Origin of the sequence: Pseudomonas sp. R4-34-07, assembly GCF_003852375.1 — a bacterium.
In the GTDB taxonomy this organism is placed as follows: domain Bacteria; phylum Pseudomonadota; class Gammaproteobacteria; order Pseudomonadales; family Pseudomonadaceae; genus Aquipseudomonas.
In genome coordinates this window covers 973,684-995,597 of the sequence record NZ_CP027760.1, presented here as the reverse complement: position 1 = coordinate 995,597, position 21,914 = coordinate 973,684, and the positions used below count along the sequence as shown (strand labels likewise).

General features: G+C 59.6%; 28 protein-coding genes. 12 read left to right on the top strand and 16 right to left on the bottom strand.

The window, feature by feature from the left end:
* Nucleotides 1–3: 3 nt before the first annotated feature.
* Nucleotides 4–561: a hypoxanthine-guanine phosphoribosyltransferase gene (locus tag C4J85_RS04400; RefSeq protein ID WP_065885799.1), complete on the bottom strand. Its 558-nt coding sequence runs from the start codon at nucleotides 559–561 to the stop codon at nucleotides 4–6.
* Between the two features lie 163 nt (nucleotides 562–724).
* Between C4J85_RS04400 and upp the strand changes: the two genes are divergently transcribed.
* Together upp and C4J85_RS04390 are read left to right on the top strand one after the other, a co-directional pair.
* Entirely contained in the window at nucleotides 725–1,363 is a 639-nt protein-coding gene (gene upp / locus C4J85_RS04395; protein ID WP_124409063.1) for a uracil phosphoribosyltransferase, read from the top strand.
* A 2-nt stretch (nucleotides 1,364–1,365) separates the two neighbouring features.
* Nucleotides 1,366–2,640 (top strand): uracil-xanthine permease family protein, encoded by a 1,275-nt coding sequence (locus C4J85_RS04390; RefSeq protein WP_124409062.1) that lies wholly within the window; start codon nucleotides 1,366–1,368, stop codon nucleotides 2,638–2,640.
* A gap of 115 nt (nucleotides 2,641–2,755) precedes the next feature.
* Here C4J85_RS04390 and hisC read toward each other — a convergent pair whose 3' ends face one another.
* The 10 genes from hisC to C4J85_RS04335 all read right to left on the bottom strand — a co-directional run bounded on the left by hisC (nucleotide 2,756) and on the right by C4J85_RS04335 (nucleotide 10,783).
* Nucleotides 2,756–3,808, bottom strand: a complete 1,053-nt coding sequence (gene hisC / locus C4J85_RS04385) for a histidinol-phosphate transaminase (protein WP_124409061.1) — start codon at nucleotides 3,806–3,808, stop codon at nucleotides 2,756–2,758.
* 3 nt (nucleotides 3,809–3,811) lie between these two features.
* Nucleotides 3,812–5,128: a histidinol dehydrogenase gene (gene hisD / locus C4J85_RS04380; protein ID WP_124409060.1), complete on the bottom strand. Its 1,317-nt coding sequence runs from the start codon at nucleotides 5,126–5,128 to the stop codon at nucleotides 3,812–3,814.
* A 126-nt stretch (nucleotides 5,129–5,254) separates the two neighbouring features.
* Complete coding sequence (gene hisG / locus C4J85_RS04375) at nucleotides 5,255–5,890, bottom strand: ATP phosphoribosyltransferase (protein ID WP_003171824.1); 636 nt, start codon at nucleotides 5,888–5,890, stop codon at nucleotides 5,255–5,257.
* Nucleotides 5,891–6,103: 213 nt separating this feature from the next.
* Nucleotides 6,104–7,369 (bottom strand): UDP-N-acetylglucosamine 1-carboxyvinyltransferase, encoded by a 1,266-nt coding sequence (gene murA / locus C4J85_RS04365; RefSeq protein WP_043050767.1) that lies wholly within the window; start codon nucleotides 7,367–7,369, stop codon nucleotides 6,104–6,106.
* Between the two features lie 23 nt (nucleotides 7,370–7,392).
* The gene (locus C4J85_RS04360) at nucleotides 7,393–7,632 is read right to left on the bottom strand and encodes a BolA family protein (RefSeq protein WP_124361320.1); all 240 of its coding nucleotides are present in this window, start codon (nucleotides 7,630–7,632) and stop codon (nucleotides 7,393–7,395) included.
* A gap of 116 nt (nucleotides 7,633–7,748) precedes the next feature.
* Nucleotides 7,749–8,054 (bottom strand): lipid asymmetry maintenance protein MlaB, encoded by a 306-nt coding sequence (locus C4J85_RS04355; protein WP_124361319.1) that lies wholly within the window; start codon nucleotides 8,052–8,054, stop codon nucleotides 7,749–7,751.
* A complete protein-coding gene (locus C4J85_RS04350; RefSeq protein WP_124365847.1) occupies nucleotides 8,051–8,698 on the bottom strand; it encodes a phospholipid-binding protein MlaC in 648 nt (215 codons plus the stop codon). Before C4J85_RS04350 ends, C4J85_RS04355 begins: the two co-directional genes overlap by 4 nt.
* An 11-nt stretch (nucleotides 8,699–8,709) precedes the next feature.
* The gene (mlaD, locus tag C4J85_RS04345) at nucleotides 8,710–9,177 is read right to left on the bottom strand and encodes an outer membrane lipid asymmetry maintenance protein MlaD (protein ID WP_003171814.1); all 468 of its coding nucleotides are present in this window, start codon (nucleotides 9,175–9,177) and stop codon (nucleotides 8,710–8,712) included.
* Nucleotides 9,177–9,974 carry a lipid asymmetry maintenance ABC transporter permease subunit MlaE gene (gene mlaE / locus C4J85_RS04340; RefSeq protein ID WP_124365846.1) on the bottom strand — a complete coding sequence of 266 codons (798 nt, stop codon included), beginning with the start codon at nucleotides 9,972–9,974 and terminating at the stop codon, nucleotides 9,177–9,179. Before mlaE ends, mlaD begins: the two co-directional genes overlap by 1 nt.
* The gene (locus C4J85_RS04335; protein WP_057724577.1) at nucleotides 9,974–10,783 is read right to left on the bottom strand and encodes an ATP-binding cassette domain-containing protein; all 810 of its coding nucleotides are present in this window, start codon (nucleotides 10,781–10,783) and stop codon (nucleotides 9,974–9,976) included. Before C4J85_RS04335 ends, mlaE begins: the two co-directional genes overlap by 1 nt.
* A 307-nt stretch (nucleotides 10,784–11,090) precedes the next feature.
* Between C4J85_RS04335 and C4J85_RS04330 the strand changes: the two genes are divergently transcribed.
* The 10 genes from C4J85_RS04330 to C4J85_RS04285 all read left to right on the top strand — a co-directional run bounded on the left by C4J85_RS04330 (nucleotide 11,091) and on the right by C4J85_RS04285 (nucleotide 18,099).
* A complete protein-coding gene (locus tag C4J85_RS04330; RefSeq protein WP_124361317.1) occupies nucleotides 11,091–12,065 on the top strand; it encodes a KpsF/GutQ family sugar-phosphate isomerase in 975 nt (324 codons plus the stop codon).
* Complete coding sequence (locus C4J85_RS04325; protein ID WP_124365844.1) at nucleotides 12,066–12,590, top strand: HAD family hydrolase; 525 nt, start codon at nucleotides 12,066–12,068, stop codon at nucleotides 12,588–12,590.
* Nucleotides 12,591–12,598: 8 nt separating this feature from the next.
* Entirely contained in the window at nucleotides 12,599–13,171 is a 573-nt protein-coding gene (lptC, locus tag C4J85_RS04320) for an LPS export ABC transporter periplasmic protein LptC (RefSeq protein ID WP_124409058.1), read from the top strand.
* Nucleotides 13,158–13,691, top strand: coding sequence for a lipopolysaccharide transport periplasmic protein LptA (gene lptA / locus C4J85_RS04315; protein WP_043050759.1), 534 nt, complete (start codon nucleotides 13,158–13,160; stop codon nucleotides 13,689–13,691). Before lptC ends, lptA begins: the two co-directional genes overlap by 14 nt.
* A complete protein-coding gene (gene lptB, locus C4J85_RS04310) occupies nucleotides 13,691–14,416 on the top strand; it encodes an LPS export ABC transporter ATP-binding protein (RefSeq protein ID WP_003171806.1) in 726 nt (241 codons plus the stop codon). Before lptA ends, lptB begins: the two co-directional genes overlap by 1 nt.
* Before the next feature lie 183 nt (nucleotides 14,417–14,599).
* Nucleotides 14,600–16,093: an RNA polymerase factor sigma-54 gene (locus C4J85_RS04305; RefSeq protein ID WP_057724573.1), complete on the top strand. Its 1,494-nt coding sequence runs from the start codon at nucleotides 14,600–14,602 to the stop codon at nucleotides 16,091–16,093.
* Between the two features lie 76 nt (nucleotides 16,094–16,169).
* Nucleotides 16,170–16,475: a ribosome hibernation-promoting factor, HPF/YfiA family gene (gene hpf, locus C4J85_RS04300; protein WP_057724572.1), complete on the top strand. Its 306-nt coding sequence runs from the start codon at nucleotides 16,170–16,172 to the stop codon at nucleotides 16,473–16,475.
* Nucleotides 16,476–16,485: 10 nt separating this feature from the next.
* Nucleotides 16,486–16,950 carry a PTS IIA-like nitrogen regulatory protein PtsN gene (ptsN, locus tag C4J85_RS04295; protein WP_124409057.1) on the top strand — a complete coding sequence of 155 codons (465 nt, stop codon included), beginning with the start codon at nucleotides 16,486–16,488 and terminating at the stop codon, nucleotides 16,948–16,950.
* 2 nt (nucleotides 16,951–16,952) lie between these two features.
* Nucleotides 16,953–17,810: an RNase adapter RapZ gene (gene rapZ, locus C4J85_RS04290; protein ID WP_124361313.1), complete on the top strand. Its 858-nt coding sequence runs from the start codon at nucleotides 16,953–16,955 to the stop codon at nucleotides 17,808–17,810.
* Nucleotides 17,811–17,826: 16 nt separating this feature from the next.
* Nucleotides 17,827–18,099: an HPr family phosphocarrier protein gene (locus tag C4J85_RS04285; protein WP_124365841.1), complete on the top strand. Its 273-nt coding sequence runs from the start codon at nucleotides 17,827–17,829 to the stop codon at nucleotides 18,097–18,099.
* A 25-nt stretch (nucleotides 18,100–18,124) separates the two neighbouring features.
* Here C4J85_RS04285 and C4J85_RS04280 read toward each other — a convergent pair whose 3' ends face one another.
* Genes C4J85_RS04280 through C4J85_RS04260 form a run of 5 tightly spaced genes read right to left on the bottom strand, consistent with a single transcriptional unit; the run spans nucleotide 18,125 to nucleotide 21,884 of the window.
* A complete protein-coding gene (locus C4J85_RS04280) occupies nucleotides 18,125–19,018 on the bottom strand; it encodes a ZIP family metal transporter (RefSeq protein ID WP_124365840.1) in 894 nt (297 codons plus the stop codon).
* A 32-nt stretch (nucleotides 19,019–19,050) separates the two neighbouring features.
* A complete protein-coding gene (locus tag C4J85_RS04275; protein WP_124409056.1) occupies nucleotides 19,051–19,662 on the bottom strand; it encodes a superoxide dismutase in 612 nt (203 codons plus the stop codon).
* Between the two features lies 1 nt (nucleotide 19,663).
* Entirely contained in the window at nucleotides 19,664–20,092 is a 429-nt protein-coding gene (locus C4J85_RS04270) for a hypothetical protein (RefSeq protein ID WP_124365838.1), read from the bottom strand.
* A gap of 27 nt (nucleotides 20,093–20,119) precedes the next feature.
* Nucleotides 20,120–21,496 (bottom strand): lyase family protein, encoded by a 1,377-nt coding sequence (locus C4J85_RS04265; RefSeq protein WP_124409055.1) that lies wholly within the window; start codon nucleotides 21,494–21,496, stop codon nucleotides 20,120–20,122.
* Complete coding sequence (locus C4J85_RS04260; protein WP_124409054.1) at nucleotides 21,489–21,884, bottom strand: FagA protein; 396 nt, start codon at nucleotides 21,882–21,884, stop codon at nucleotides 21,489–21,491. The genes C4J85_RS04265 and C4J85_RS04260 overlap by 8 nt, the downstream gene beginning before the upstream one ends.
* Nucleotides 21,885–21,914 lie beyond the last annotated feature (30 nt).

Here is a 21,914-nt window from a genome sequence, read left to right as displayed (position 1 = left end):
CGATTACATTCCTTTAACCGCGTAGATGCCATTGGCGTTGCGCCAGTAGCCCTTGTAGTCCATGCCATAACCGAAGATATAGCGGTCGATGCACGGCAGCCCGACAAAATCGGCTTTGAGCTCAGGGCGCGCCTTGCGGTCGTGGTCTTTGTCGATCAGCACGGCGGTGTGTACTTTGCGCGCGCCGGCATGCTTGCAGAAGTCGATGATCGCGCCCAGGGTGTGCCCTTCGTCGAGGATGTCATCGATGATCAGCACGTCACGGTCGATAAACGAAACTTCCGGCTTGGCCTTCCAGAACAGATCGCCGCCACTGGTTTCGTTGCGATAGCGGGTAGCGTGCAGATAAGAGGCTTCCAGCGGGAATTGCAGGTGAGTGAGCAATTTGCCGGCGAAGATCAGGCCACCGTTCATCACGCAGAACACAACCGGGTTGGTGTCAGCCATTTCGCGGGTGATGTGCGCGCCGACCTTGGCGATCGCTGCTTCGACTTGCGCTTCGGTGTACAGGCAGTCAGCCTCGTGCATGATTTGACGGATATGCTCGAGATCAGCGGACATGGCGCTCTCCAAGGGGTGCTGTGGCAAGAAAAGCGGGCGAAGTTACGCTTCTACTGCGCTCCAATCAAGCCTTTATGGACTAACGTACTTGATGTCTATAGGACAACACCCTCGGATAGATTAATCTAGGCCGGTTTTTTTGCCCGCCGCCGGAGCCTTTCCCATGCCCACTCGCGAGATCCGCCACCCGCTGATCCGACACAAACTCGGCCTTATGCGCCGTGCCGACATCAGCACGAAGAATTTCCGTGAGCTTGCTCAGGAAGTTGGAGCGCTGCTCACTTACGAAGCTACCAAGGATTTACCCTTGGAAACCTACGAGATCCCCGGTTGGGCCGGTCCCGTACAGGTCGAGAAAATCGCCGGTAAGAAAATTACCGTGGTACCGATCCTGCGCGCCGGTATCGGCATGCTCGAAGGCGTGCTCAGCCTGATCCCGGGCGCCAAGGTCAGCGCCGTCGGCGTGGCCCGCAACGAAGAAACATTGCAGGCCCACACGTACCTGGAAAAACTCGTCCCGGAAATCAACGAACGCCTGGCCATGATCATCGACCCGATGCTCGCCACCGGCAGTTCCATGGTCGCCACCATCGACCTGTTGAAAAGAGCCGGCTGCAAGGACATCCGCGCCATGGTGCTGGTCGCCGCGCCCGAAGGCATCGCCGCCGTCGAAAAAGCGCACCCTGACGTACAGATCTACACCGCCTCCATCGACGAGCGCCTGAATGAACACGGCTACATCATCCCAGGCCTGGGCGATGCCGGTGACAAGATCTTCGGCACCAAGCAGAAGGACGCGTGAGCATGCAGGATGATTTCAACGACCCGCTTTGGCGCCAGATCCTGTCTGGCGCACAAATGCTCTTCGTAGCATTTGGCGCGCTGGTGTTGATGCCGCTGATCACAGGCCTTGATCCAAACGTCGCACTGTTCACCGCAGGCTTAGGCACGTTGCTGTTCCAGGTGGTGACCGGGCGGCAGGTGCCGGTGTTCCTGGCCTCGAGCTTTGCATTCATCACCCCGATCATTCTCGCCAAGGGCCAATTCGGCCTGGCAGCGACCATGGGCGGAGTGATGGCGGCGGGTTTCGTCTATACCTTCCTGGGCCTTGCCGTGAAGGTCAAAGGCACCGGTTTCATCGACCGACTGCTGCCGCCGGTAGTGATCGGCCCGGTGATCATTTCCATCGGCCTGGCCATGGCGCCGATCGCCGCAAATATGGCGATGGGCAAGTCCGGCGACGGCGCCGAGCTGATCCACTACCAGACGGCCATGCTGATCTCGATGCCCGCACTGCTGACCACCTTGATCGTGGCGGTGTTCGGCAAGGGCATTTTCCGCCTGGTGCCGATCATCTCCGGCGTGCTGGTGGGGTTTGCCATGTCGTTCTACTTCGGCGTGGTCGACACGGCGAAGATCGCCGCCGCGCCGTGGTTCGCCCTGCCCCACTTCACCGCGCCGGAGTTCAACTGGCAGGCGATCCTGTTTATCGTGCCGGTGGCCCTGGCCCCTGCGATCGAACATATTGGTGGCGTGATAGCGGTCGGCAGCGTGACCGGTCGCGACTACCTGAAGAAGCCCGGCCTGCACCGCACATTGCTGGGTGACGGGATTGCCACCACGGCCGCCGGCCTGTTTGGCGGCCCGCCCAATACCACCTACGCCGAAGTGACGGGCGCGGTGATGCTGACCAAGAACTACAACCCGAAAATCATGACCTGGGCCGCGGTGTTCGCCATCAGCCTGGCGTTCATCGGCAAGTTCGGCGCGCTGTTGCAGAGCATTCCGGTACCGGTGATGGGCGGAATTCTGTGCCTGCTGTTCGGCTCGATTGCGGCGGTGGGGATGAATACGCTGATTCGCCACAGGATCGACCTGGGTGAAGCGCGCAATCTGGTGATTGTGTCGGTGACGCTGGTGTTCGGGATTGGCGGTGTACTGGTGGGTACCGGCACCGGCCCGGACGATTTCAGCCTCAAGGGCATCGCCCTGTGCGCGGTGGTAGCGATTGGCTTGAACCTGCTGCTGCCGGGCAATGATGGTTGGAAGCACAAGAAGCCTGACGAACCGCTGCTCTAACTAAATGTGGGAGGGGGCTTGCCCCCGATAGCGGAGTGTCAGTCACTGATGTATTGACTGAGACACTGCCATCGGGAGCAAGCCCCCTCCCACATTTTTTGATCTTCAGTGTGGCTTAGAGCTCGCCGAGCCCATCGATCAGCGCCTGGTTCTGCTCCGGCGTCCCGATGCTGATCCGCAGGAACTGGGCAATCCGCTCCTGCTTGAAGTGCCGCACGATCACCCCTTGCTCACGCAGCTTGGCCGCCAGGCCCGCCGCATCATGCTGTGGGTGGCGCGCAAAGATGAAGTTGGCTGCCGAAGGCAATACTTCAAACCCCTTGGCCTGCAACTGGCCGGTGAGTTTTTCACGGCTGTCTATCACCCACCCGCAGGTCTTCTCAAAGTATTCACGGTCCTCAAACGCCACGGCAGCGCCGACAATCGCCAGGCGATCCAGCGGGTAGGAGTTGAAGCTGTTCTTGACTCGCTCCAACGCTTCGATCAGGTCCGGATGTCCCACCGCCAGGCCAACCCGCAGACCCGCCAGCGAACGCGACTTGGACAACGTCTGGGTCACCAGCAGGTTCGGGTAATGATCCACCAGGGTGATTGCAGTTTCGCCACCGAAGTCGATATAAGCCTCGTCCACAACCACGACTGATTCCGGGTTGGCCTTGAGGATTTGCTCCACAGCGTCCAGCGCCAGCAGGCAACCGGTTGGCGCGTTAGGGTTGGGAAAGATGATCCCACCATTGGGCTTGGCGTAATCCGCCACGTTGATCTGGAACTGTTCGTCCAGCGGCACAGGATCAGACTTGATGCCATAAAGACCGCAGTAAACCGGATAGAAGCTGTAGCTGATATCCGGGAACAAAAGCGGCAACTCGTGCTGGAACAGGCCGTGAAAGATATGCGCCAGGACTTCGTCGGAGCCGTTACCGAGGAACACCTTGTTCGCCTCGACGCCGTAATACTTCGCCACCGCTTGCTTGAGTCGGTCGCTGTTAGGGTCCGAGTACAGACGCAGGTCGTCGTTCAACTCGGCCCGCATGGCCTCTAACGCTTTGGGCGAAGGGCCATACGGATTTTCGTTAGTATTGAGCTTGATCAGTTTGGTCAGCTTTGGCTGCTCGCCGGGCACGTAAGGCACCAGGTCCTTGACGAAAGGGCTCCAGAATTTGCTCATGCCTTACTCTCCCTTGAGGATGCGGTATTCAGCGCTACGCGCATGGGCGCTCAGCGATTCGCCACGGGCCAGCACCGAGGCGGTCTTGCCCAATTCGGACGCGCCCTGGGGCGAACAGAAGATGATCGACGAACGCTTCTGGAAGTCATACACCCCCAGCGGCGACGAGAAACGCGCGGTGCCGGAGGTCGGCAGTACGTGGTTGGGGCCGGCGCAGTAGTCGCCCAGGGCTTCACTGGTGTGACGGCCCATGAAGATCGCGCCGGCGTGGCGGATCAACGGCAGCCAGGCCTGTGGGTCCGCTACGGACAGCTCAAGGTGCTCCGGCGCGATCCGGTTGGCCACTTCGATGGCTTGCTCCATGTCGCTGACCAGAATCAGTGCGCCACGGCCATTGATCGATTTCTCGATGATCTCGGCGCGCTCCATGGTCGGTAACAGCTTGTTGATGCTGGCCGCGACCTGATCGAGGAACGCGGCGTCGGGGCTGACCAGGATCGCCTGGGCATCTTCGTCATGCTCGGCCTGGGAGAACAGGTCCATGGCAATCCAGTCCGGGTCGGTCTGGCCATCACACACCACGAGGATTTCCGAGGGGCCGGCGATCATGTCGATACCGACCTGGCCAAACACATGGCGCTTGGCGGTGGCGACATAGATATTGCCCGGCCCCACTACTTTGTCGACCTTTGGTACGCTTTCGGTGCCATAGGCCAACGCGGCAACCGCTTGGGCGCCACCGATGGTGAACACGCGGTCGACGCCGGCAATGCAGGCGGCAGCCAGCACCAGCTCGTTGATTTCACCACGCGGGGTCGGCACCACCATGACCACTTCGGTCACGCCTGCCACTTTGGCCGGAATCGCGTTCATCAACACCGACGACGGGTACGAAGCCTTGCCGCCCGGCACGTACAGGCCGGCGCGGTCCAGCGGCGTGACCTTCTGGCCCAGCACGGTACCGTCGGCCTCGGTGTAGCTCCACGAATCCTGCTTCTGTTTTTCGTGATAGCTGCGCACCCGCGCCGCCGCCACTTCCAGGGCTTCACGCTGGGGCGCGGTGATGCGCGTCAGGGCCAGTTCCAGGCGTTCTCGGGGCAGAATCAGGTCCGCCATGGACTTGACGTCCAGGCCGTCGAACTGACGGGTGAAATCCACCAGTGCCGCATCGCCGCGCTCGCGCACGGCTTTGATGATCTCGAGCACCCGCTGGTTGACCGAGTCATCGGACACGCTTTCCCAGCTCAGCAGATGATCCAGATGATCGGCGAAATCCGGGTCGGCAGCGTTGAGTCGGGCGATTGCAGTGGACGTGGTCATAGCGAGGGCCTCAATAGATTGGCAAAAACTCAGGCGCCCTAAACTACCGTTCGCTCCGCTTGGGCACCTGAGAATTCTGGCTATGAGGCGGATAGACGGGCGCAGCCTTTGGGCTACGCGGGTGAGTCAACCGCGGTGTCGCGACTCCACTGCCGTGCGCAGGGTGTCGATCAACGCCTGGATACGGGCATGTTGCATTTTCATCGAAGCTTTGTTGACGATCAGGCGCGAGCTGATGTCGGCAATGAAATCCTGGGGCTCGAGACCGTTGGCGCGCAGGGTGTTGCCGGTGTCGACCACGTCGATGATCTTGTCGGCCAGGCCAATCAGCGGCGCCAGCTCCATCGAGCCATAAAGCTTGATGATATCGACCTGACGGCCTTGTTCGGCGTAGTAGCGTTTGGCGACGTTGACGAACTTGGTCGCCACCCGCAGGCGGCCCTTGGGCTCGACATCGCCGACACGGCCGGCGGTCATCAGTTTGCACAGCGCGATCCGCAGGTCCAGGGGCTCGTAGAGACCCTGGCCGCCGTATTCCATCAGCACGTCCTTACCGGCCACACCGAGGTCGGCGGCGCCATGTTCAACGTAGGTCGGCACGTCGGTAGCCCGCACGATCAGCAGGCGAACATCGTCCTGGGTCGTGGGGATGATCAGCTTGCGGCTCTTGTCCGGATTCTCGGTCGGCACGATGCCCGCTTCAGCCAGAAGCGGCAGCGTGTCGTCAAGGATGCGGCCCTTGGACAGTGCGATGGTCAACATGGGAAATGTCAGTCCTTCATCAGGCTATTGCTGTCCGGTCGCAAACGGCGCCAGACACAGATCGAGGCCCTTACAGCCTCGATTTGAAACAAACCAGTGTGTGCAGGAGCGAGCTTGCTCGCGAAGAACTCATGGGCACCGCGTTGATTCTGGATAAACGCGTTATCGTTGACGTTTTTCGCGAGCAAGCTCGCTCCTACAGAACGTCGGGGGTTAGCCCGGCACGCGGCGGATTTTAGCGCCGAGCATCTGCAGCTTTTCTTCGATGCACTCGTAGCCACGGTCTATGTGGTAGATGCGGTCAATCAGCGTATCGCCTTCGGCGCAGAGTGCCGAGATCACCAGGCTGGCCGAAGCACGCAGGTCGGTCGCCATCACTGGCGCGCCCTTGAGCTTGTCGATGCCGGTAACGATGGCGGTGTTGCCCTCGACCTGGATCTTGGCGCCCATGCGGTGCAGTTCGTACACATGCATGAAACGGTTTTCGAAGATGGTCTCGATCACGGCGCCGGTGCCTTCAGCGATCGCGTTCAGGGAAATGAACTGCGCCTGCATGTCGGTCGGGAATGCCGGGTACGGGGCGGTACGCACGTTGACAGCTTTTGGCCGCTTGCCGTGCATGTTCAGCTCGATCCAGTCTTCACCGGTGGTGATTTCTGCGCCGGCTTCCTTGAGTTTTTCCAGGACGGCTTCGAGGATGGTCGGATCGGTGTCCTTGACCTTCACACGGCCACCGGTAACGGCGGCGGCGACGAGGTAGGTGCCGGTCTCGATGCGGTCCGGCATGACTTTGTAGGTAGCGGTGTGCAGACGTTCTACACCATCAATAGTGATGGTGTCGGTGCCAGCGCCGGAAACCTTCGCGCCCATGGCGTTGAGGAAGTTGGCCAGGTCGACCACTTCGGGCTCGCGCGCGGCGTTTTGCAGGACGCTGCGGCCTTTGGCCAGGGCAGCGGCCATCATGATGTTCTCGGTACCGGTCACGCTGACGGTATCGAAGAAGAAGTTCGCGCCACGCAAGCCGCCTTCCGGCGCCTTGGCCTTGATATAGCCGCCTTCCACGTCGATGACCGCGCCCATGGCTTCAAGGCCACGGATGTGCAGGTCGACCGGACGCGAACCAATGGCGCAACCGCCAGGCAGGGCCACTTCGGCTTCACCGAAACGCGCGACCATCGGGCCAAGCACCAGGATCGACGCACGCATGGTTTTCACCAGCTCGTACGGGGCAATCAGGGTCTTGATGGTGCGTGGGTCGATTTCGACAGACAACTTCTCGTCGATCACCGGCTCGATGCCCATGCGACCGAACAGCTCGATCATCGTGGTGATGTCGTGCAGGTGCGGCAGGTTGGCCACCGTGACAGGGCCGTCGCACAGCAGGGTCGCTGCCAGGATCGGCAAGGCGGAGTTTTTCGCACCGGAAATGCGGATCTCGCCATCGAGGCGGGCACCACCGGTAATAATCAATTTATCCATAAGAATCTCGACGCCTTGGGGGCTCAGGTGCGCTCGGCCCAGGCCGCGCGGCTGAAAAATTTCATAGTGACCGCATGGATGCTGCCATCGGTGATCCATGGGTTCAAATGGGCATAGATCTGCTGCTGACGCTTGACCGGGCTCAATGCCGCCAGTTCATCGCTGATCACGTTCAGCTGGAAATTGCAGCCTTCGCCTTCAACTTCTACAGCCGTGTCCGGCAGCTTTCCTTCAAGGAAGCTCTTAACTTCTAGGGCCTGCATGCTCAACCTCTATCGGCGCCCAGTGCGCACGGGTCGCACATCATACAAAAAAAGCCCCGCGCCTGCGAACCCCGCATAGCAGGACTCTGACGGAGGGCTTCTCTGATAAATGTGTATTACGGGTGTGCCAACAGCTCGGTCAATCCGGAAACCTCGGCGATCTCGCGCATGTCTTCAGGCAACGCACGGAGACTGACCGGCTTTTTTACCGCAGCGGCATCGCGCATGAAGCACAGCAGCAACGACAGACCGACGCTGCTGGACTTGGTTACCGCCGAGCAATCCAGCACCAGCGCAGGCGCGGTGCTGGCCTTGATCAGGGCCTGGCCCTGCTTGCGCAGGTCAGGCCCGGTGCGGTAATCGAGCACGCCGCTGAGGAACAGCTCGCCGGCATCGCCGATACGGACAGCCGACTCGGTCATGGCGCTGGTTTCCCGGCTTCCTTATCGGAAGTTTCCTTGGCCTTGGCCACTTCGCCGGCCCAACCATTGATGGTCTTGTCCAGGTCGTTGCCATTGCGCTGCATCGCGTCGGCGAACTGGTCACGGAACAGCTTGCCGATATTGATGCCGTTGATGATCACGTTACGCAGCTTCCACTCGCCATTGACCTTCTCCAGCGTGTACTGCACAGGGTACACGGCGCCATTGGTGCCTTTGACGGTCATGTTGACGCTGGTGCGATCACCCGACTCATCACCGGCCGGAGCGACGGTAATCCCCTGGTTGTTGTACTCAAGCAAGGCGTTACCGTAGAACTGGAACAGGCCGCGCTTGAAGTTTTCCTGGAAACGCTGCATCTGCGCAGGTGTGGCCTTGCGCGAATACTTGACGGTCATGATGCTTTTGGAGATGCCTTCGGCATCCACCACCGGACCGACAATGGTATTGAGCGCGTTGTAGAACTGGCTCGGGTCTTGTTTGTACTTTTCCTTGTTGGCCGACAGGTCAGCCAACATTTTGTTGGTGGTGTCCTGCACCAGTTCGTGGGCAGAACCGGCTGCGTTGGCCATCAACGGCAGCGCTGCAAGCAGAACCAGAAGGCCACGTCGCAAGGTAGAGAGCATGAACAGATTCCTCATTTGGCGTCTTTATTGACCGTGTTGAGCAGGAATTTACCGATCAGGTCTTCAAGCACCAACGACGACTGTGTGTCGTGGATGGTCGAGCCATCCTTGAGCAGGGCTGTTTCCCCACCTACGCTGACACCGATGTACTTCTCGCCCAGCAGGCCAGCAGTGAGGATAGATGCCGTGGAGTCAGTCGGCAGATTATCTACCTTCTTGTCCAACTGCATCGTCACTCGGCCGGTGAAGCTGTCGCGATCCAGATCGATTGCCGTGACCTTGCCGATGGTCACACCGGCCATGGTCACTTTAGCTCTGACCGTCAAACCGGCGATATTGTCGAAGTACGCATAAAGTTTATATGTGTCGGCGGTGGGGCTGGCCGACAGGCCACTGACCCGCAGGGCCAGCAACAGTAAAGCCAGGATGCCAGCCAGCAAGAAAAGGCCGACACCGATCTCCACAGTGCGGTTTTGCATCAGAAATCTCCAAACATCAAGGCGGTCAAAATGAAGTCAAGGCCCAGTACCGCCAGCGAGGCGTATACAACGGTCTTGGTGGTGGCGCGACTGATCCCTTCTGAAGTGGGCTCACAGTCATAGCCTTGGAATACGGCGATCCAGGTCACTACAAAGGCGAAGACGATGCTCTTTATGATGCCGTTGAGCACGTCACCCGTGAAGGTCACGCTGTTTTGCATGTTGGCCCAGTAGGAACCGTCGTAGACGCCCAACCAGTCCACCGCCACCCACGAACCGCCCCAGATCCCGACCACGCTGAAGATCATCGCCAGCAGCGGAAGGGAAATGAAGCCGGCCCACAGGCGCGGGGCAACAATGTACTTGAGCGGGTCCACGCCGATCATTTCCAGGCTGGACAGCTGTTCGGTGGACTTCATGTTACCGATTTCGGCGGTCAACGCAGAACCTGCACGCCCGGCGAACAGCAACGCGGTGACCACCGGCCCCAGTTCACGCAATAGCGTCAGGGCAACCATCTGCCCTACCGCCTGTTCTGAACCGTAGCTGGACAGAATGTTGAAGCCTTGCAGCGCCAGCACCATGCCGATGAACATCCCGGAGACCACGATGATCACCAGGGACATCACGCCGACCGCATGCAGTTGTTTGAGCAGCAAGCCAAAGCCGCCGCCGATGCCGCCGCGGCCGAGCAAGGCGTGAAACAGGAAAATAGTCGAACGCCCGAGGACTTCGACGATGTCGATGCCCGAGCGACCGAAAAGGCGAACCTTTTCGATAATAGATGTCTTGCGCATCAGCGCTTCCCCAGAAGATCTGCGCGGTAGTCCGCTGCCGGAAAGTGAAAAGGCACCGGGCCATCAGGATCGCCGGTCATGAATTGGCGAATGCGCGGGTTATCGGCGTTCATCAGCTCTTCTGGCGTCCCCTGCCCCAGCACCTGGCCATCACCCACTACATAGAGGTAGTCAGCGATGCTCGCGGTTTCGGCCAGATCGTGAGATACCACGATGCTGGTGATGCCCAAGGCATCGTTGAGCAGACGGATCAGGCGCACCAGTACGCCCATGGCGATGGGGTCCTGGCCTACGAAAGGCTCGTCATACATCAGGATCTGCGGGTCGAGGGCGATGGCTCGCGCCAGGGCGACACGACGCTTCATGCCACCGGACAATTCGTCAGGCATCAGGTCGATGGCCCCGCGAAGCCCTACGGCCTGCAGCTTGAGCAAAACAATGTCACGAATCATCTCGTCGGACAGCTGGGTATGCACCCGCAACGGGAACGCTACGTTTTCGAAAACATCGAGGTCGGTAAACAGCGCACCGCTCTGGAACAGTACCCCCATGTGCTTGCGCGCATCGAACAGATCGCTGCGCGACAGCGTCGGCAGGTTCTGGCCGTTGACCCACACTTCGCCGGCACTGGGGCGCAATTGCATGCCCATCAGGCGCAACAAGGTGGTCTTGCCGCAACCGGAAGGCCCCATGATGCCCGTGACTTTTCCGCGAGGAATGCGAATATCGACGTTATTGAAGATGCTGCGCGTACCGCGCTTGAAGGAAAGGCCCTTCAGCTCGACCGCGTAGGCGTTATCGGCACTCATCTAATCTCCTTGGGATGCAGCCTTTCACTCAGACACCATGTATGCGATTTTGGTTTGCAACGGATGTGCAATAGTTACGCCATGGGTTGGGCGGACCGAACTGGCCGCGAACTATATCACTGCTGGTGCAGAGCCCCCAAGGCCGGAACAGCGCTTGTTCAGATTCAGCACAGCGAAAAACGTTGCCGGCTATGTTATTCAGACGAATCCTGGAGACGCTCAGAATAAAGCCTGACGAACTTATGTGAGCGAATCGATCATTACCGCTATAATCGCCGCCTTTTCGTCAGGCTATACGACTTCAGACATGAGCCAATCCAGCGACCTCATCCAATCCGCACAACGCACCATCCGCCTCGAGCTGGAAGCCGTAGAAGGTTTGCTGGCGCATATCGACGCAGATTTCGTACGCGCCTGCGAGATGATTCTGGCCAGCAAAGGCCGCGTTGTCGTGGTTGGCATGGGCAAGTCCGGCCACGTCGGCAACAAGATCGCCGCTACGCTGGCCAGCACCGGAACCACAGCGTTCTTCGTGCACCCGGCCGAAGCCAGCCATGGTGATATGGGCATGATTACCAAGGATGACGTGATTCTGGCATTGTCCAACTCCGGCACCACCAACGAAATCGTCACCCTGCTGCCGCTGATCAAGCGCCTGGGCATCAAGATGATCAGCGTCACCGGCAACCCGGAATCGACACTGGCCAAGGCCGCCGAAGTGAACTTGAACGTTCATGTCGCCCATGAAGCCTGCCCGCTGAACCTGGCGCCCACCTCGTCGACGACTGCGGCACTGGTCATGGGCGACGCGCTGGCGGTGGCGCTGCTTGAGGCTCGTGGGTTCACCGCTGAAGATTTCGCATTTTCGCACCCCGGTGGCGCCCTGGGCCGTCGCTTGCTGTTGAAGGTGGAAAACGTCATGCATGCGGGCGATGAATTGCCCCACGTGCAACGCGGCACCTTGCTCAAGGACGCGCTGATGGAAATGACCCGCAAGGGCCTGGGCATGACCGTGATCCTGGAAGCCGACGGCCGACTGGCCGGAGTATTCACCGACGGTGATCTGCGGCGCACCCTGGACCGGGCCATCGACATCCATACCGCAACCATCGATGCCGTGATGACGCCCCACGGCAAGACCGCGCGCCCCGAGATGCTTGCAGCCGAAGCCCTGAAGATCATGGAAGACCACAAGATCGGCGCGCTGGTGGTGGTCGATGACCACGACCACCCTATCGGCGCCCTGAACATGCACGACTTGTTGCGTGCAGGAGTGATGTAAATGACCAGCGACCTGTTGCAACGCGGTAAAAACATCAAGTTGGCGATATTCGACGTCGATGGCGTGCTGACCGATGGCCGCCTGTACTTTCTCGAAGACGGCAGCGAATTCAAGACGTTCAACACCCTCGACGGCCAGGGCATCAAGATGCTGATGGCGGCAGGCGTGCAAACAGCGATTATCAGTGGTCGAAAGACCCCCGTTGTGGAACGTCGCGCACAAAACCTCGGAATTGCTCACCTGTATCAAGGCCGCGAGGATAAACTGGTGGTGCTGGACGAGCTTCTTGGCCAACTCAACCTAAGCTATGAACAAGTCGCCTATCTGGGTGACGATCTGCCTGACCTGCCGGTAATCCGTCGGGTAGGCCTGGGCATGGCCGTCGCCAATGCCGCAGCGTTTGTGCGTGAACACGCCCATGGCATTACCGCCGCCCGCGGTGGCGAAGGTGCCGCCCGCGAGTTCTGCGAGTTGATCCTGCGTGCCCAGGGCAGTCTTGAAGCGGCCCACGCCGCCTACTTATAGAGCGTTATATGCTGAGCAAAAAGATTCGCAACTTCCTGCTATTCGGGGTCATCGCCGCGCTGTTGCTCGCGGTGGGCTACTGGAATATCAGCCCGGAGCGCTTTCTCGACAAGCCTGTCGTGCAGGTGGATGAAAGCATCATCGACAACTTCGCCACCAACACCCATACCGTGCAGTTCCTGCCCGATGGCAAGGTGCAGTACGTATTGGTCTCCGACAAGGTCGAGCGCTTGAAAGCCTCGGAAGTCAGCCTGCTGACCAATCCGGACTTGAACATGTACCGTGGCACCGAACTGCCGTGGCACGTCACCAGCCTGCGTGGCGAGGTCAATCCGGACGGCACCGAAATCGAACTGATCGACTCGGTGCGCGTCGCACGTACAGACGCGCAGAACCGGGACACCATTATTACCAGCAGTCGCATGACGGTATTCCCACAACAGCAATATGCGCAGACCGAGCAAGACGTTAGAATCGACGGCGCTGGCGGTGTATCGACCGGCAAGGGAATGAAAGCGTATTTGAAAGAAAGCAGGATACACCTGCTATCGAACGTAAGAGGACAGTATGAGGCTCGTTAAAACCCTCCCTATTTTGCTCGGTCTGGGCGCAGCACTGGGAAGCGTGAGCGCCTGGGCTCTGCCGAACGATAGCCAGCAACCGATCCACATCTCGGCTGACGATGCGCAGCTGGATGACAAGCAAGGCGTCGCGACCTACACCGGTGGCGTGATCATCACCCAGGGTTCGATGAAGATCACCGGTAATACGGTGACACTGACTCGCACCCAGGCCGGCGATATCGACGTCGTGACCTCGGTGGGCAACCTGGCTTACTTCGAGCAGAAGCAAAAGGCAGAAGACCCAGGGCCGATGAAAGGCTACGGCAAGACCATCCAATACCATGCCCAGCAAAATCGCATCGTATTGATCGACCAGGCCAAGGTGCTCAGTGCTGACGGTAACTCCACCGAAGGCGAGAAGATCGTTTACAACACCCAGACCCAGGTCGCCCAGGCGGGTCGCGCCAATGGCAACAAGGTCACCGCGCCTCGCCCACGGATCGACATGGTCATCCAGCCGAAGAAGAAGGCCGAGTAATGGCAACCCTGAAAGCCCAGCATCTGGCCAAAGCCTATAAAAGCCGTCAGGTGGTACGCGATGTGAGCCTGTCGATCGACAGCGGCCAGATCGTCGGCCTGCTCGGCCCCAACGGCGCCGGCAAGACCACTTGCTTCTACATGATCGTCGGGCTGGTCCAGGCGGACCAGGGGCGCGTATTGATCGACGATCTGGACGTCAGCCACCAGCCGATGCATGGTCGTGCGCGCGCAGGTATCGGCTATCTTCCGCAGGAGGCGTCGATCTTCCGCAAACTGTCGGTAGCCGACAACATCATGGCAATCCTCGAGACCCGCAAGGAACTCGACCGCGACGGCCGCCGCAAGGAACTGGAAAGCCTGTTGCAGGAGTTCCACATCAACCACATTCGCGACAACCTCGGCATGAGCTTGTCCGGTGGTGAACGTCGCCGCGTGGAGATCGCCCGCGCCCTGGCGACCGCTCCCAAATTCATCTTGCTGGACGAACCGTTCGCTGGCGTTGACCCGATTTCGGTGGGCGACATCAAGCAGATCATTCACCACCTCAAGGCCAAGGGCATCGGTGTGCTGATCACCGACCACAACGTCCGTGAAACCCTCGATATCTGCGAAACCGCTTACATCGTCAACGATGGGCAGCTGATTGCCGAAGGTGATTCCGCGACTATCCTGGCCAACGAGCTGGTGAAAGAAGTTTATCTGGGTCACGAGTTCCGCCTGTAAACACGGTGATATCGGGCCCTTTGCGAGCGCGCGAGCGAGTCAATAAAAAACTCAGCTTTTTTATTGTTACCGCGCTCTAGGCAAAGGCCTCGATATCAGGCATATAATTTGCTTATGTTGGCGCTCACGCGCCCTGTCGTGGATGGCGCATTGCGCCGGCGAATAAGGTGTTAAGCCCCTGCCATGAAACCATCGCTAGTCCTGAGAATGGGCCAGCAGCTGACGATGACACCGCAGCTGCAACAGGCCATCCGCCTGCTCCAATTGTCGACCCTGGACCTGCAACAGGAAATCCAGGAGGCCCTGGAGTCCAATCCGATGCTCGAACGCCAGGAAGAAGGCGACGACTTCGACAATACCGACCCCTTGGCCGACAATATCGAGCAAAAGCCCAATCCCGATGTACAGGAACCGTCCTATCAGGAAACCGCCCCTACGGTGGACAACCTCGAGGACGGCGAATGGAACGAACGCATTCCCAACGAGCTGCCCGTGGACACCGCATGGGAAGACGTCTACCAGACCAGTGCCAGCAGCCTGCCCAGCAATGACGACGACGAATGGGACTTCACCACCCGTACGTCGGTCGGCGAGAGCCTGCAGAGCCACTTGCTGTGGCAACTGAACCTGGCGCCGATGTCCGACACCGATCGCTTGATCGCCGTCACCCTGATCGACTGCATCAATAACCAGGGTTATCTGGACGAGACGCTCGAAGAAATTCTTGAGGCCTTCGACCCGGAACTGGATATCGAGCTGGACGAGATCGAAGCCGTCCTGCATCGTATCCAGCAATTCGAGCCCGCCGGCATTGGCGCCCGTACGCTCAGCGAGTGCCTGCTGCTGCAATTGCGCCAGCTACCGGCCAAGACCCCCTGGCTCGCTGAAGCCAAGCGCCTGGTCAGCGATTACATCGACTTGCTCGGCAGCCGCGACTACAGCCAGCTGATGCGCCGCATGAAACTCAAGGAAGACGAGCTGCGCCAGGTCATCGAGCTGGTTCAGAGCCTCAATCCTCGGCCGGGCTCGCAGATCGAGTCCAGCGAAGCAGAATATGTCGTGCCTGATGTGATCGTGCGCAAGGACAACGAGCGCTGGCTGGTGGAACTGAACCAGGAGTCGGTGCCACGCCTGCGGGTCAACCCGCAATACGCCGGCTTCGTGCGCCGCGCCGATACCAGCGCCGACAACACCTTCATGCGCAACCAGCTGCAGGAAGCGCGCTGGTTCATCAAAAGCCTGCAGAGCCGCAACGAAACCCTGATGAAAGTGGCTACCCAGATCGTCGAGCACCAGCGCGGCTTCCTGGAATATGGCGACGAGGCGATGAAGCCGCTGGTACTGCACGACATCGCTGAAGCAGTCGGCATGCACGAATCGACGATTTCACGGGTGACCACGCAAAAATTCATGCATACCCCACGGGGTATTTATGAGCTGAAATACTTTTTCTCCAGCCATGTAAGCACCTCCGAAGGCGGCGAATGCTCGTCCACGGCGATCCGCGCGATCATCAAAAAACTGGTTGCCGCGGAAAATCAGAAAAAGCCGTTGAGTGACAGCAAGATCGCTGGTTTACTGGAGGCACAAGGCATTCAGGTCGCCCGTCGAACCGTCGCCAAGTACCGCGAGTCTCTCGGGATCGCGCCTTCCAGCGAGCGAAAGCGTTTGATGTGACGGGCGGGGCACAGCGTTCCAGTGGCAGGCGCTTTTCGCCTGCCGCTTTATGCACTGGCAACGAAGGAGAAGCTGTATGCAAGTCAACATCAGTGGACACCATGTAGAAGTCACCCCACCCATGCGCGAATACGTCGAACAGAAGCTGAAAAAGCTTGAAGGACATTTCGACAAGATCACCAACGTGCAGGTCATCATGAAGGTCGATAAGCTTCAGCAGAAAATTGAAGCGACCCTGCAGATACCCGGTGGCGAAGTGGTTGCTAACGCCGAGCATGAAGACATGTATGCATCGATCGACTTGCTCACCGACAAGCTTGACCGCCAACTCAAAAAGCATAAGGAAAAGAATCTGCACCTGATGCAAGGTACAGGTCGTTAACTCTCCCCCCATGATCCGACTTGAAACCATCCTGACCCCCGGCCGTTCCCTCGTGAACGTGCCGGGCGGCAGCAAGAAAAAAGCCCTCGAACACATCGCCAACCTGATCAGCCGTGAAGTGCCTGAGCTGGATGAGCAAGTTGTGTTCAAGGCCCTGATTGACCGTGAAAAACTGGGCTCCACTGGTTTTGGTAACGGCATCGCAATCCCACATTGCCGTCTTAAAGGCTGCGACACGCCCGTCAGTGCCCTACTGCACTTGGAAAAACCCATCGATTTCGATGCCATCGACGGCGCCCCGGTCGACCTGCTGTTCGTTCTGCTGGTCCCCCAAGCTGCCACCGATGCGCACCTGGAGCTGCTCCGGCAGATCGCCAGCATGCTCGACCGCAAGGAAGTACGCGATAAACTGCGCAGTGCCAAAAGTAATGAGGCGTTGTATCAGGTCGTCCTGGATGAGCAAAGCGGGCAATAATCATGCGTTTGATCATCGTCAGCGGCCGTTCCGGCTCGGGTAAGAGCACTGCCCTCAATGTGCTTGAAGACAGCGGCTTCTATTGCATCGACAACCTGCCCGCCGGGCTGCTGCCGGAATTGGCCGAGCGCGCCCTGATCCACACCGAACTGGCGCAACCGCTGGTCGCCGTGTCGATCGACGCCCGCAACCTGCCCAGCCATCTCTCGCGGTTCCCCGAACTGCTTGAGGAAGTGCGCGCCAAGCATATTCATTGCGACGTGCTGTACCTGGATGCCGACGAAGAAACCCTGCTCAAGCGTTTCTCCGAAACCCGTCGACGCCACCCGCTCAGCAGCGCCAACCGTTCCCTGGCGGAAGCCATCCAGGACGAGACCAAGCTGCTGGGGCCGATCATCGATCTGGCCGACCTCAAGATCAACACCACCAACCTGAACCTGTACCAGCTGCGCGATGCGATCAAACTGCGATTGCTGAACCAGCCGGAGCCTGGCACGGCGTTTCTGGTCGAGTCATTTGGTTTCAAGCGTGGCATGCCGGTGGACGCCGACTTGGTGTTCGACGTGCGCTGCCTGCCCAATCCTTATTGGAAGCCGGAGTTGCGCGATCAGTCCGGGCTCGATCAGCCCGTGATCGACTATCTGGCGGCACAAGCGGATGTGGAAGAGATGTTCCAGGACATCTCCACCTACCTGCTCAAATGGTTGCCGCGCTTTGCCGCGAGCAATCGCGCCTATGTCACCATTGCCATCGGCTGCACCGGTGGCCACCACCGCTCCGTCTACCTGACGGAACGGCTCGGCCAGGTGCTGCAACAAACCCTCAAGAATGTCCAGGTTCGCCACCGCGACCTTAGCTGAAAGGAACACCACTGCGATGCCGGCTCGGGAAATTGAAATCATCAACAAGCTGGGTTTGCACGCCCGAGCCTCAGCCAAGTTTGTCGGCGTTGCCGGGCAGTTCCCCTGCCAGATACGCGCCGGGCGCACGCCAGAATCGATGGTCGACGGTAAAAGCATCATGGCGATGATGATGCTTGCCGCAGGCAAGGGCACCAAAATCCACCTGAAAACCGAGGGTGAGCAGGAGCACGAAGCGATGGAAGCATTGGTGGCGTTGATCAATAACTACTTTGATGAAGGCGAATAAGCTCTTCCCTCCATCAGAGTAAGCTTTACCCTAACGCCGTATCCATCACCATCATCAAGCAAAACCCGATGCACAACCCCAGGCTGGCGAGCTTATCGTGACCGTTTCGGCGCGACTCGGGGATGACCTCATGGGTCACCACCAACAGCATCGCGCCAGCAGCCAGCGCCAGCCCCAGGGGCAACAGCACTTCGGCAAGGCTCACCAGCCACGCGCACAGCACTGCGAAGACCGGTTCGACCAAACCTGACGCAGCGCCGATCAGGAACGCCTTGATCCGCGACATTCCCGCCCCAGCCAGTACCAGCGCGATCACCAGGCCTTCCGGTACGTCCTGCAGGGCAATGCCCATGGCGAGGCTGTCTGCATCCGCCATGCCGCCACCCGCAGAAACCCCCACGGCCATGCCTTCCGGAATGTTGTGGGCAATGATGGCAAACACAAACAGCCAGATGCGCGGCGGGATAACCGGCTTATCCGGCGTGCCCACCAGCATTTCCGGGCTGGCGCCGGAGACCTTGCGGTCCACGAGATAGAGCCCGAATGCACCCAGCATAATGCCGAAGCTGATCAAACCAGCCGCGCCCCAGGGTGACAATCCCAGGCTTTCAGCGGCGGCAATGCCCGGCACGACCAGCGAAAAGGCGGTCGCCGCCAGCATTACCCCCGCCCCAAACCCCAGCAAGGTATCGCTCAGCGCCGCTGGCATTCGGCGGATCACCAGCACCGGCACCGCGCCCAAGGCGGTGCCGAGTGCGCAGATCGCCCCGCCTTGCAAGGCGCGCAAGATGCGCGGCTCCAGGTCGAGCCAGGCCAGCCCATGGGCCACCAGCAATGCCGTACCGACTAATACAAGCAGGGAGCCTAACGCGTAGCGAAATAATCGCACGCTGCTAATCGCCAGTGTTTCAGTACCCATAGTCGGCCTTAGATCTTGTTATAGGGTGAATATCAGGCCAAAGCGTCCTGGTAGCGCACGGCAACCTCCGGCCAATTGATGACGCTATAGAATGCATTGATGTACTCCGGTCGTCGGTTTTGATACAGCAAGTAATAGGCGTGCTCCCAAACGTCCAAACCGAGGATCGGCGTGTTGCCGCTCATCAGCGGGCTGTCCTGGTTGCCGCTGCTTTCCACCACCAAGGTCTTTTGCGGGGTGACGCTCAACCAGGCCCAGCCGCTGCCGAAACGGGTCAACGCCGCTTTGGTAAAGGCCTCCTTGAAACTGTCGAAGCCACCCAGTTGCTCGTCGATCGCCTTGCCCAGTTCCCCCTCAGGTATTCCGCCACCTGTGGGCGACATGACCGCCCAGAACAGCGAATGGTTGGCATGCCCGCCTCCTTGATTGACCACGGCAGCGCGTAATTGCTCCGGTAATTTTTCAACGCTGGAAACCAGCTTCTCCACCGGCCAGCCTGCGAACTCGGTGCCTTCGACGGCGGCATTAAGGTTATTGATGTAGGTTTGGTGATGCTTGGTGTAGTGAATTTCCATGGTTTGCGCATCGATATGGGGTTCGAGGGCGTCGTAGGCGTAAGGCAAAGCCGGCAGGGTGTAGGTCATATCAATGTGCTCCATAGTAAGAGGGGGTCGGTTGCGACGCGGCACCGCCCAGCAAGCGATGGGTGCGCGGGTACTCGCCGTGATCGCTGATGAAATTCAACAGTTCGACATAGGTTTTGCTGCTCTGGCGCAACGCGGCCTCGCGCAACTGCGAACTGAGCCGCGCGTCCTGCATGGCCTGCAGCAGGCGCTGGTGAATGGCGCAGAGGTATTCCGCGCTTTCCTCAGGCTGGTTCAGGCGCAGGTGCAGGTCTGCCAGGTTGTGATGGGAAATGACGCAAGCCGCCACGGCTTCGTCGGCATCCGCCCAGCGTTCGAACAACACCTGGGCGAGGGCCAGGGCTTGCAAGTAGGCCTCGCGGGCGTCTACCAGCTCGCCCGCCATAAAGCAGCGATTGGCCCGTTCGATCGTGCGTTTCCAGTGCTCCATGGTGAGCCTCCAAAGCAGGGTCGGTGATTACACGCCGCCGGCCGTGAGCTTTTCCGGGTCCAGCAGGACTTCCAGTTGGCTGCGCGGCAAGTCGGTGTGTTCGAGGGCGACATCGATCACCGGACGACCCTGCTGATAAGCCTGCTTGGCGATTTCAGCGGCCTTTTGGTAACCAATGATCGGATTGAGGGCAGTGACCAGAATCGGGTTGCGCGATAACGCCTCCTTGAGTTTGGCTTCGTTGACCTTGAAGCTGGCAATGGCCTTGTCCGCCAGCAAACGGCTGGCGTTGGCCAGCAACTCCAGGCTACTGAGCAGGTTCTGGGCGATGATCGGCAGCATCACGTTCAGCTCGAAGTTGCCGGACTGGCCAGCGACAGTGATCACCGTGTCGTTGCCGATGACCTGGGCGGCCACCATGGCCGTGGCTTCCGGAATCACAGGATTGACCTTGCCCGGCATGATCGACGACCCCGGCTGCAGACCTTCCAGCTCGATTTCGCCGAGGCCGGCCAACGGGCCGGAGTTCATCCAGCGCAGGTCATTGGCGATCTTCATCAGCGATACAGCGGTGGCTTTCAACTGGCCGGAGACGGCAACGGCGGTGTCCTGGGAGCCAATCAACGCAAACAGGTTCTTGCCCGGCGTGAACGTCACCTGGGTCAGGTGGCTCAGGTGCTGGCTGAAGCGTGCGGCAAACTCAGGGTGCGCGTTGATGCCAGTGCCCACCGCCGTGCCACCCTGGGCCAGCGCCTGCAGCGCCGGCAGCAGGTCTTGCAGGTGGCCGACATTGGCCTTGAGCTGCTGCGCCCAGCCATTGAGCACCTGGCTCATGCGCACCGGCATGGCATCCATCAAGTGGGTACGGCCGGTCTTGATAAACGGGTGGACCGCTTCGGCCTTTTGCTCGATCACCTGCACCAGGTGCAGCAAGGCCGGCAGTGTTTGCTCGTGCAGCACCAGCGCGGCGCTGACATGAATGGTGGTCGGGATGATGTCGTTGCTGCTTTGTCCGCAGTTGACGTGGTCATTGGGGTTTACCACCTCGCCCAGCAAGCGGCTGGCCAGGGTCGCAATCACTTCGTTGGCATTCATGTTGGAGCTTGTGCCGGAGCCGGTCTGGAAGATATCCACCGGAAAGTGCTGCATGTAGTCGCCTTCCAATAAACCTTGGGCGGCATCGACAATGGCCTTGCCCTGCCCTTCGCTGATTTGCTTGAGGTCGACGTTGGCCCTGGCGGCAGCGGCCTTGGCCAGGATAAGCGCGCGAATGAACTGCGCCGGCATGCGCTGATGGCTGATCGGAAAGTTGTTCACCGCGCGCTGGGTTTGCGCACCGTACAAGGCCTCGGCGGGGACTTGCAGTTCGCCCATGCTGTCGCGTTCGATACGGGTGTTACTCATCGTCAGATCCTTGCACCAAGTCGGCGTGAGAGAGGGATGGCAGCAATTGGCAGGTCGCCAATTGCCAGGCGAAGGCCTGCCAGCGCTTGAGGCGGCAGGCGCAGTGGGAGAGTTTTTCCAGGTCGCGCAGGGGGCGCCAGGCCTGGTCCAGGCACGAGGAGCGCCAATGCCAGGGCAGCGCGACATCATTGGCGGTGTCGATGAGCAATCGAAATGACGTTTCAGCGATCGTCCACGGGTGGGTCGCGGTGCAACACGCCAGATAGCGCCCCTCATTGAGGTAATGTTCGATCAGGCGAGGCTCATTGGGGTCGAGCCCGCAGCGAATCTGACGACTCATCCACCGCCAACTTTCCAGGTAAGGGTCCTCATGCAAGATAGAACTCATGATCCACACTCATTCGGTAATGATATTCAT

Excerpts from the sequence above, each read along its gene's own strand:
- C4J85_RS04355 (WP_124361319.1), bottom strand. The coding sequence starts at position 8,054 with ATGACCGAGTCGGCTGTCCGTATCGGCGATGCCGGCGAGCTGTTCCTC.
- lptC (WP_124409058.1), top strand. The coding sequence starts at position 12,599 with ATGCTGAGCAAAAAGATTCGCAACTTCCTGCTATTCGGGGTCATCGCC.
- C4J85_RS04265 (WP_124409055.1), bottom strand. The coding sequence starts at position 21,496 with ATGAGTAACACCCGTATCGAACGCGACAGCATGGGCGAACTGCAAGTC.
- hisD (WP_124409060.1), bottom strand. The coding sequence starts at position 5,128 with ATGACCACGTCCACTGCAATCGCCCGACTCAACGCTGCCGACCCGGAT.
- hisG (WP_003171824.1), bottom strand. The coding sequence starts at position 5,890 with ATGTTGACCATCGCACTGTCCAAGGGCCGCATCCTTGACGACACGCTG.
- lptB (WP_003171806.1), top strand. The coding sequence starts at position 13,691 with ATGGCAACCCTGAAAGCCCAGCATCTGGCCAAAGCCTATAAAAGCCGT.
- C4J85_RS04360 (WP_124361320.1), bottom strand. The coding sequence starts at position 7,632 with ATGCAGGCCCTAGAAGTTAAGAGCTTCCTTGAAGGAAAGCTGCCGGAC.
- hisC (WP_124409061.1), bottom strand. The coding sequence starts at position 3,808 with ATGAGCAAATTCTGGAGCCCTTTCGTCAAGGACCTGGTGCCTTACGTG.
- murA (WP_043050767.1), bottom strand. The coding sequence starts at position 7,369 with ATGGATAAATTGATTATTACCGGTGGTGCCCGCCTCGATGGCGAGATC.
- C4J85_RS04260 (WP_124409054.1), bottom strand. The coding sequence starts at position 21,884 with ATGAGTTCTATCTTGCATGAGGACCCTTACCTGGAAAGTTGGCGGTGG.
- C4J85_RS04275 (WP_124409056.1), bottom strand. The coding sequence starts at position 19,662 with ATGACCTACACCCTGCCGGCTTTGCCTTACGCCTACGACGCCCTCGAA.
- mlaE (WP_124365846.1), bottom strand. The coding sequence starts at position 9,974 with ATGCGCAAGACATCTATTATCGAAAAGGTTCGCCTTTTCGGTCGCTCG.
- lptA (WP_043050759.1), top strand. The coding sequence starts at position 13,158 with ATGAGGCTCGTTAAAACCCTCCCTATTTTGCTCGGTCTGGGCGCAGCA.
- C4J85_RS04285 (WP_124365841.1), top strand. The coding sequence starts at position 17,827 with ATGCCGGCTCGGGAAATTGAAATCATCAACAAGCTGGGTTTGCACGCC.
- C4J85_RS04390 (WP_124409062.1), top strand. The coding sequence starts at position 1,366 with ATGCAGGATGATTTCAACGACCCGCTTTGGCGCCAGATCCTGTCTGGC.
- upp (WP_124409063.1), top strand. The coding sequence starts at position 725 with ATGCCCACTCGCGAGATCCGCCACCCGCTGATCCGACACAAACTCGGC.
- C4J85_RS04350 (WP_124365847.1), bottom strand. The coding sequence starts at position 8,698 with ATGCTCTCTACCTTGCGACGTGGCCTTCTGGTTCTGCTTGCAGCGCTG.
- C4J85_RS04280 (WP_124365840.1), bottom strand. The coding sequence starts at position 19,018 with ATGGGTACTGAAACACTGGCGATTAGCAGCGTGCGATTATTTCGCTAC.
- C4J85_RS04270 (WP_124365838.1), bottom strand. The coding sequence starts at position 20,092 with ATGGAGCACTGGAAACGCACGATCGAACGGGCCAATCGCTGCTTTATG.
- C4J85_RS04330 (WP_124361317.1), top strand. The coding sequence starts at position 11,091 with ATGAGCCAATCCAGCGACCTCATCCAATCCGCACAACGCACCATCCGC.
- C4J85_RS04335 (WP_057724577.1), bottom strand. The coding sequence starts at position 10,783 with ATGAGTGCCGATAACGCCTACGCGGTCGAGCTGAAGGGCCTTTCCTTC.
- mlaD (WP_003171814.1), bottom strand. The coding sequence starts at position 9,177 with ATGCAAAACCGCACTGTGGAGATCGGTGTCGGCCTTTTCTTGCTGGCT.
- hpf (WP_057724572.1), top strand. The coding sequence starts at position 16,170 with ATGCAAGTCAACATCAGTGGACACCATGTAGAAGTCACCCCACCCATG.
- C4J85_RS04325 (WP_124365844.1), top strand. The coding sequence starts at position 12,066 with ATGACCAGCGACCTGTTGCAACGCGGTAAAAACATCAAGTTGGCGATA.
- ptsN (WP_124409057.1), top strand. The coding sequence starts at position 16,486 with ATGATCCGACTTGAAACCATCCTGACCCCCGGCCGTTCCCTCGTGAAC.
- C4J85_RS04305 (WP_057724573.1), top strand. The coding sequence starts at position 14,600 with ATGAAACCATCGCTAGTCCTGAGAATGGGCCAGCAGCTGACGATGACA.
- rapZ (WP_124361313.1), top strand. The coding sequence starts at position 16,953 with ATGCGTTTGATCATCGTCAGCGGCCGTTCCGGCTCGGGTAAGAGCACT.
- C4J85_RS04400 (WP_065885799.1), bottom strand. The coding sequence starts at position 561 with ATGTCCGCTGATCTCGAGCATATCCGTCAAATCATGCACGAGGCTGAC.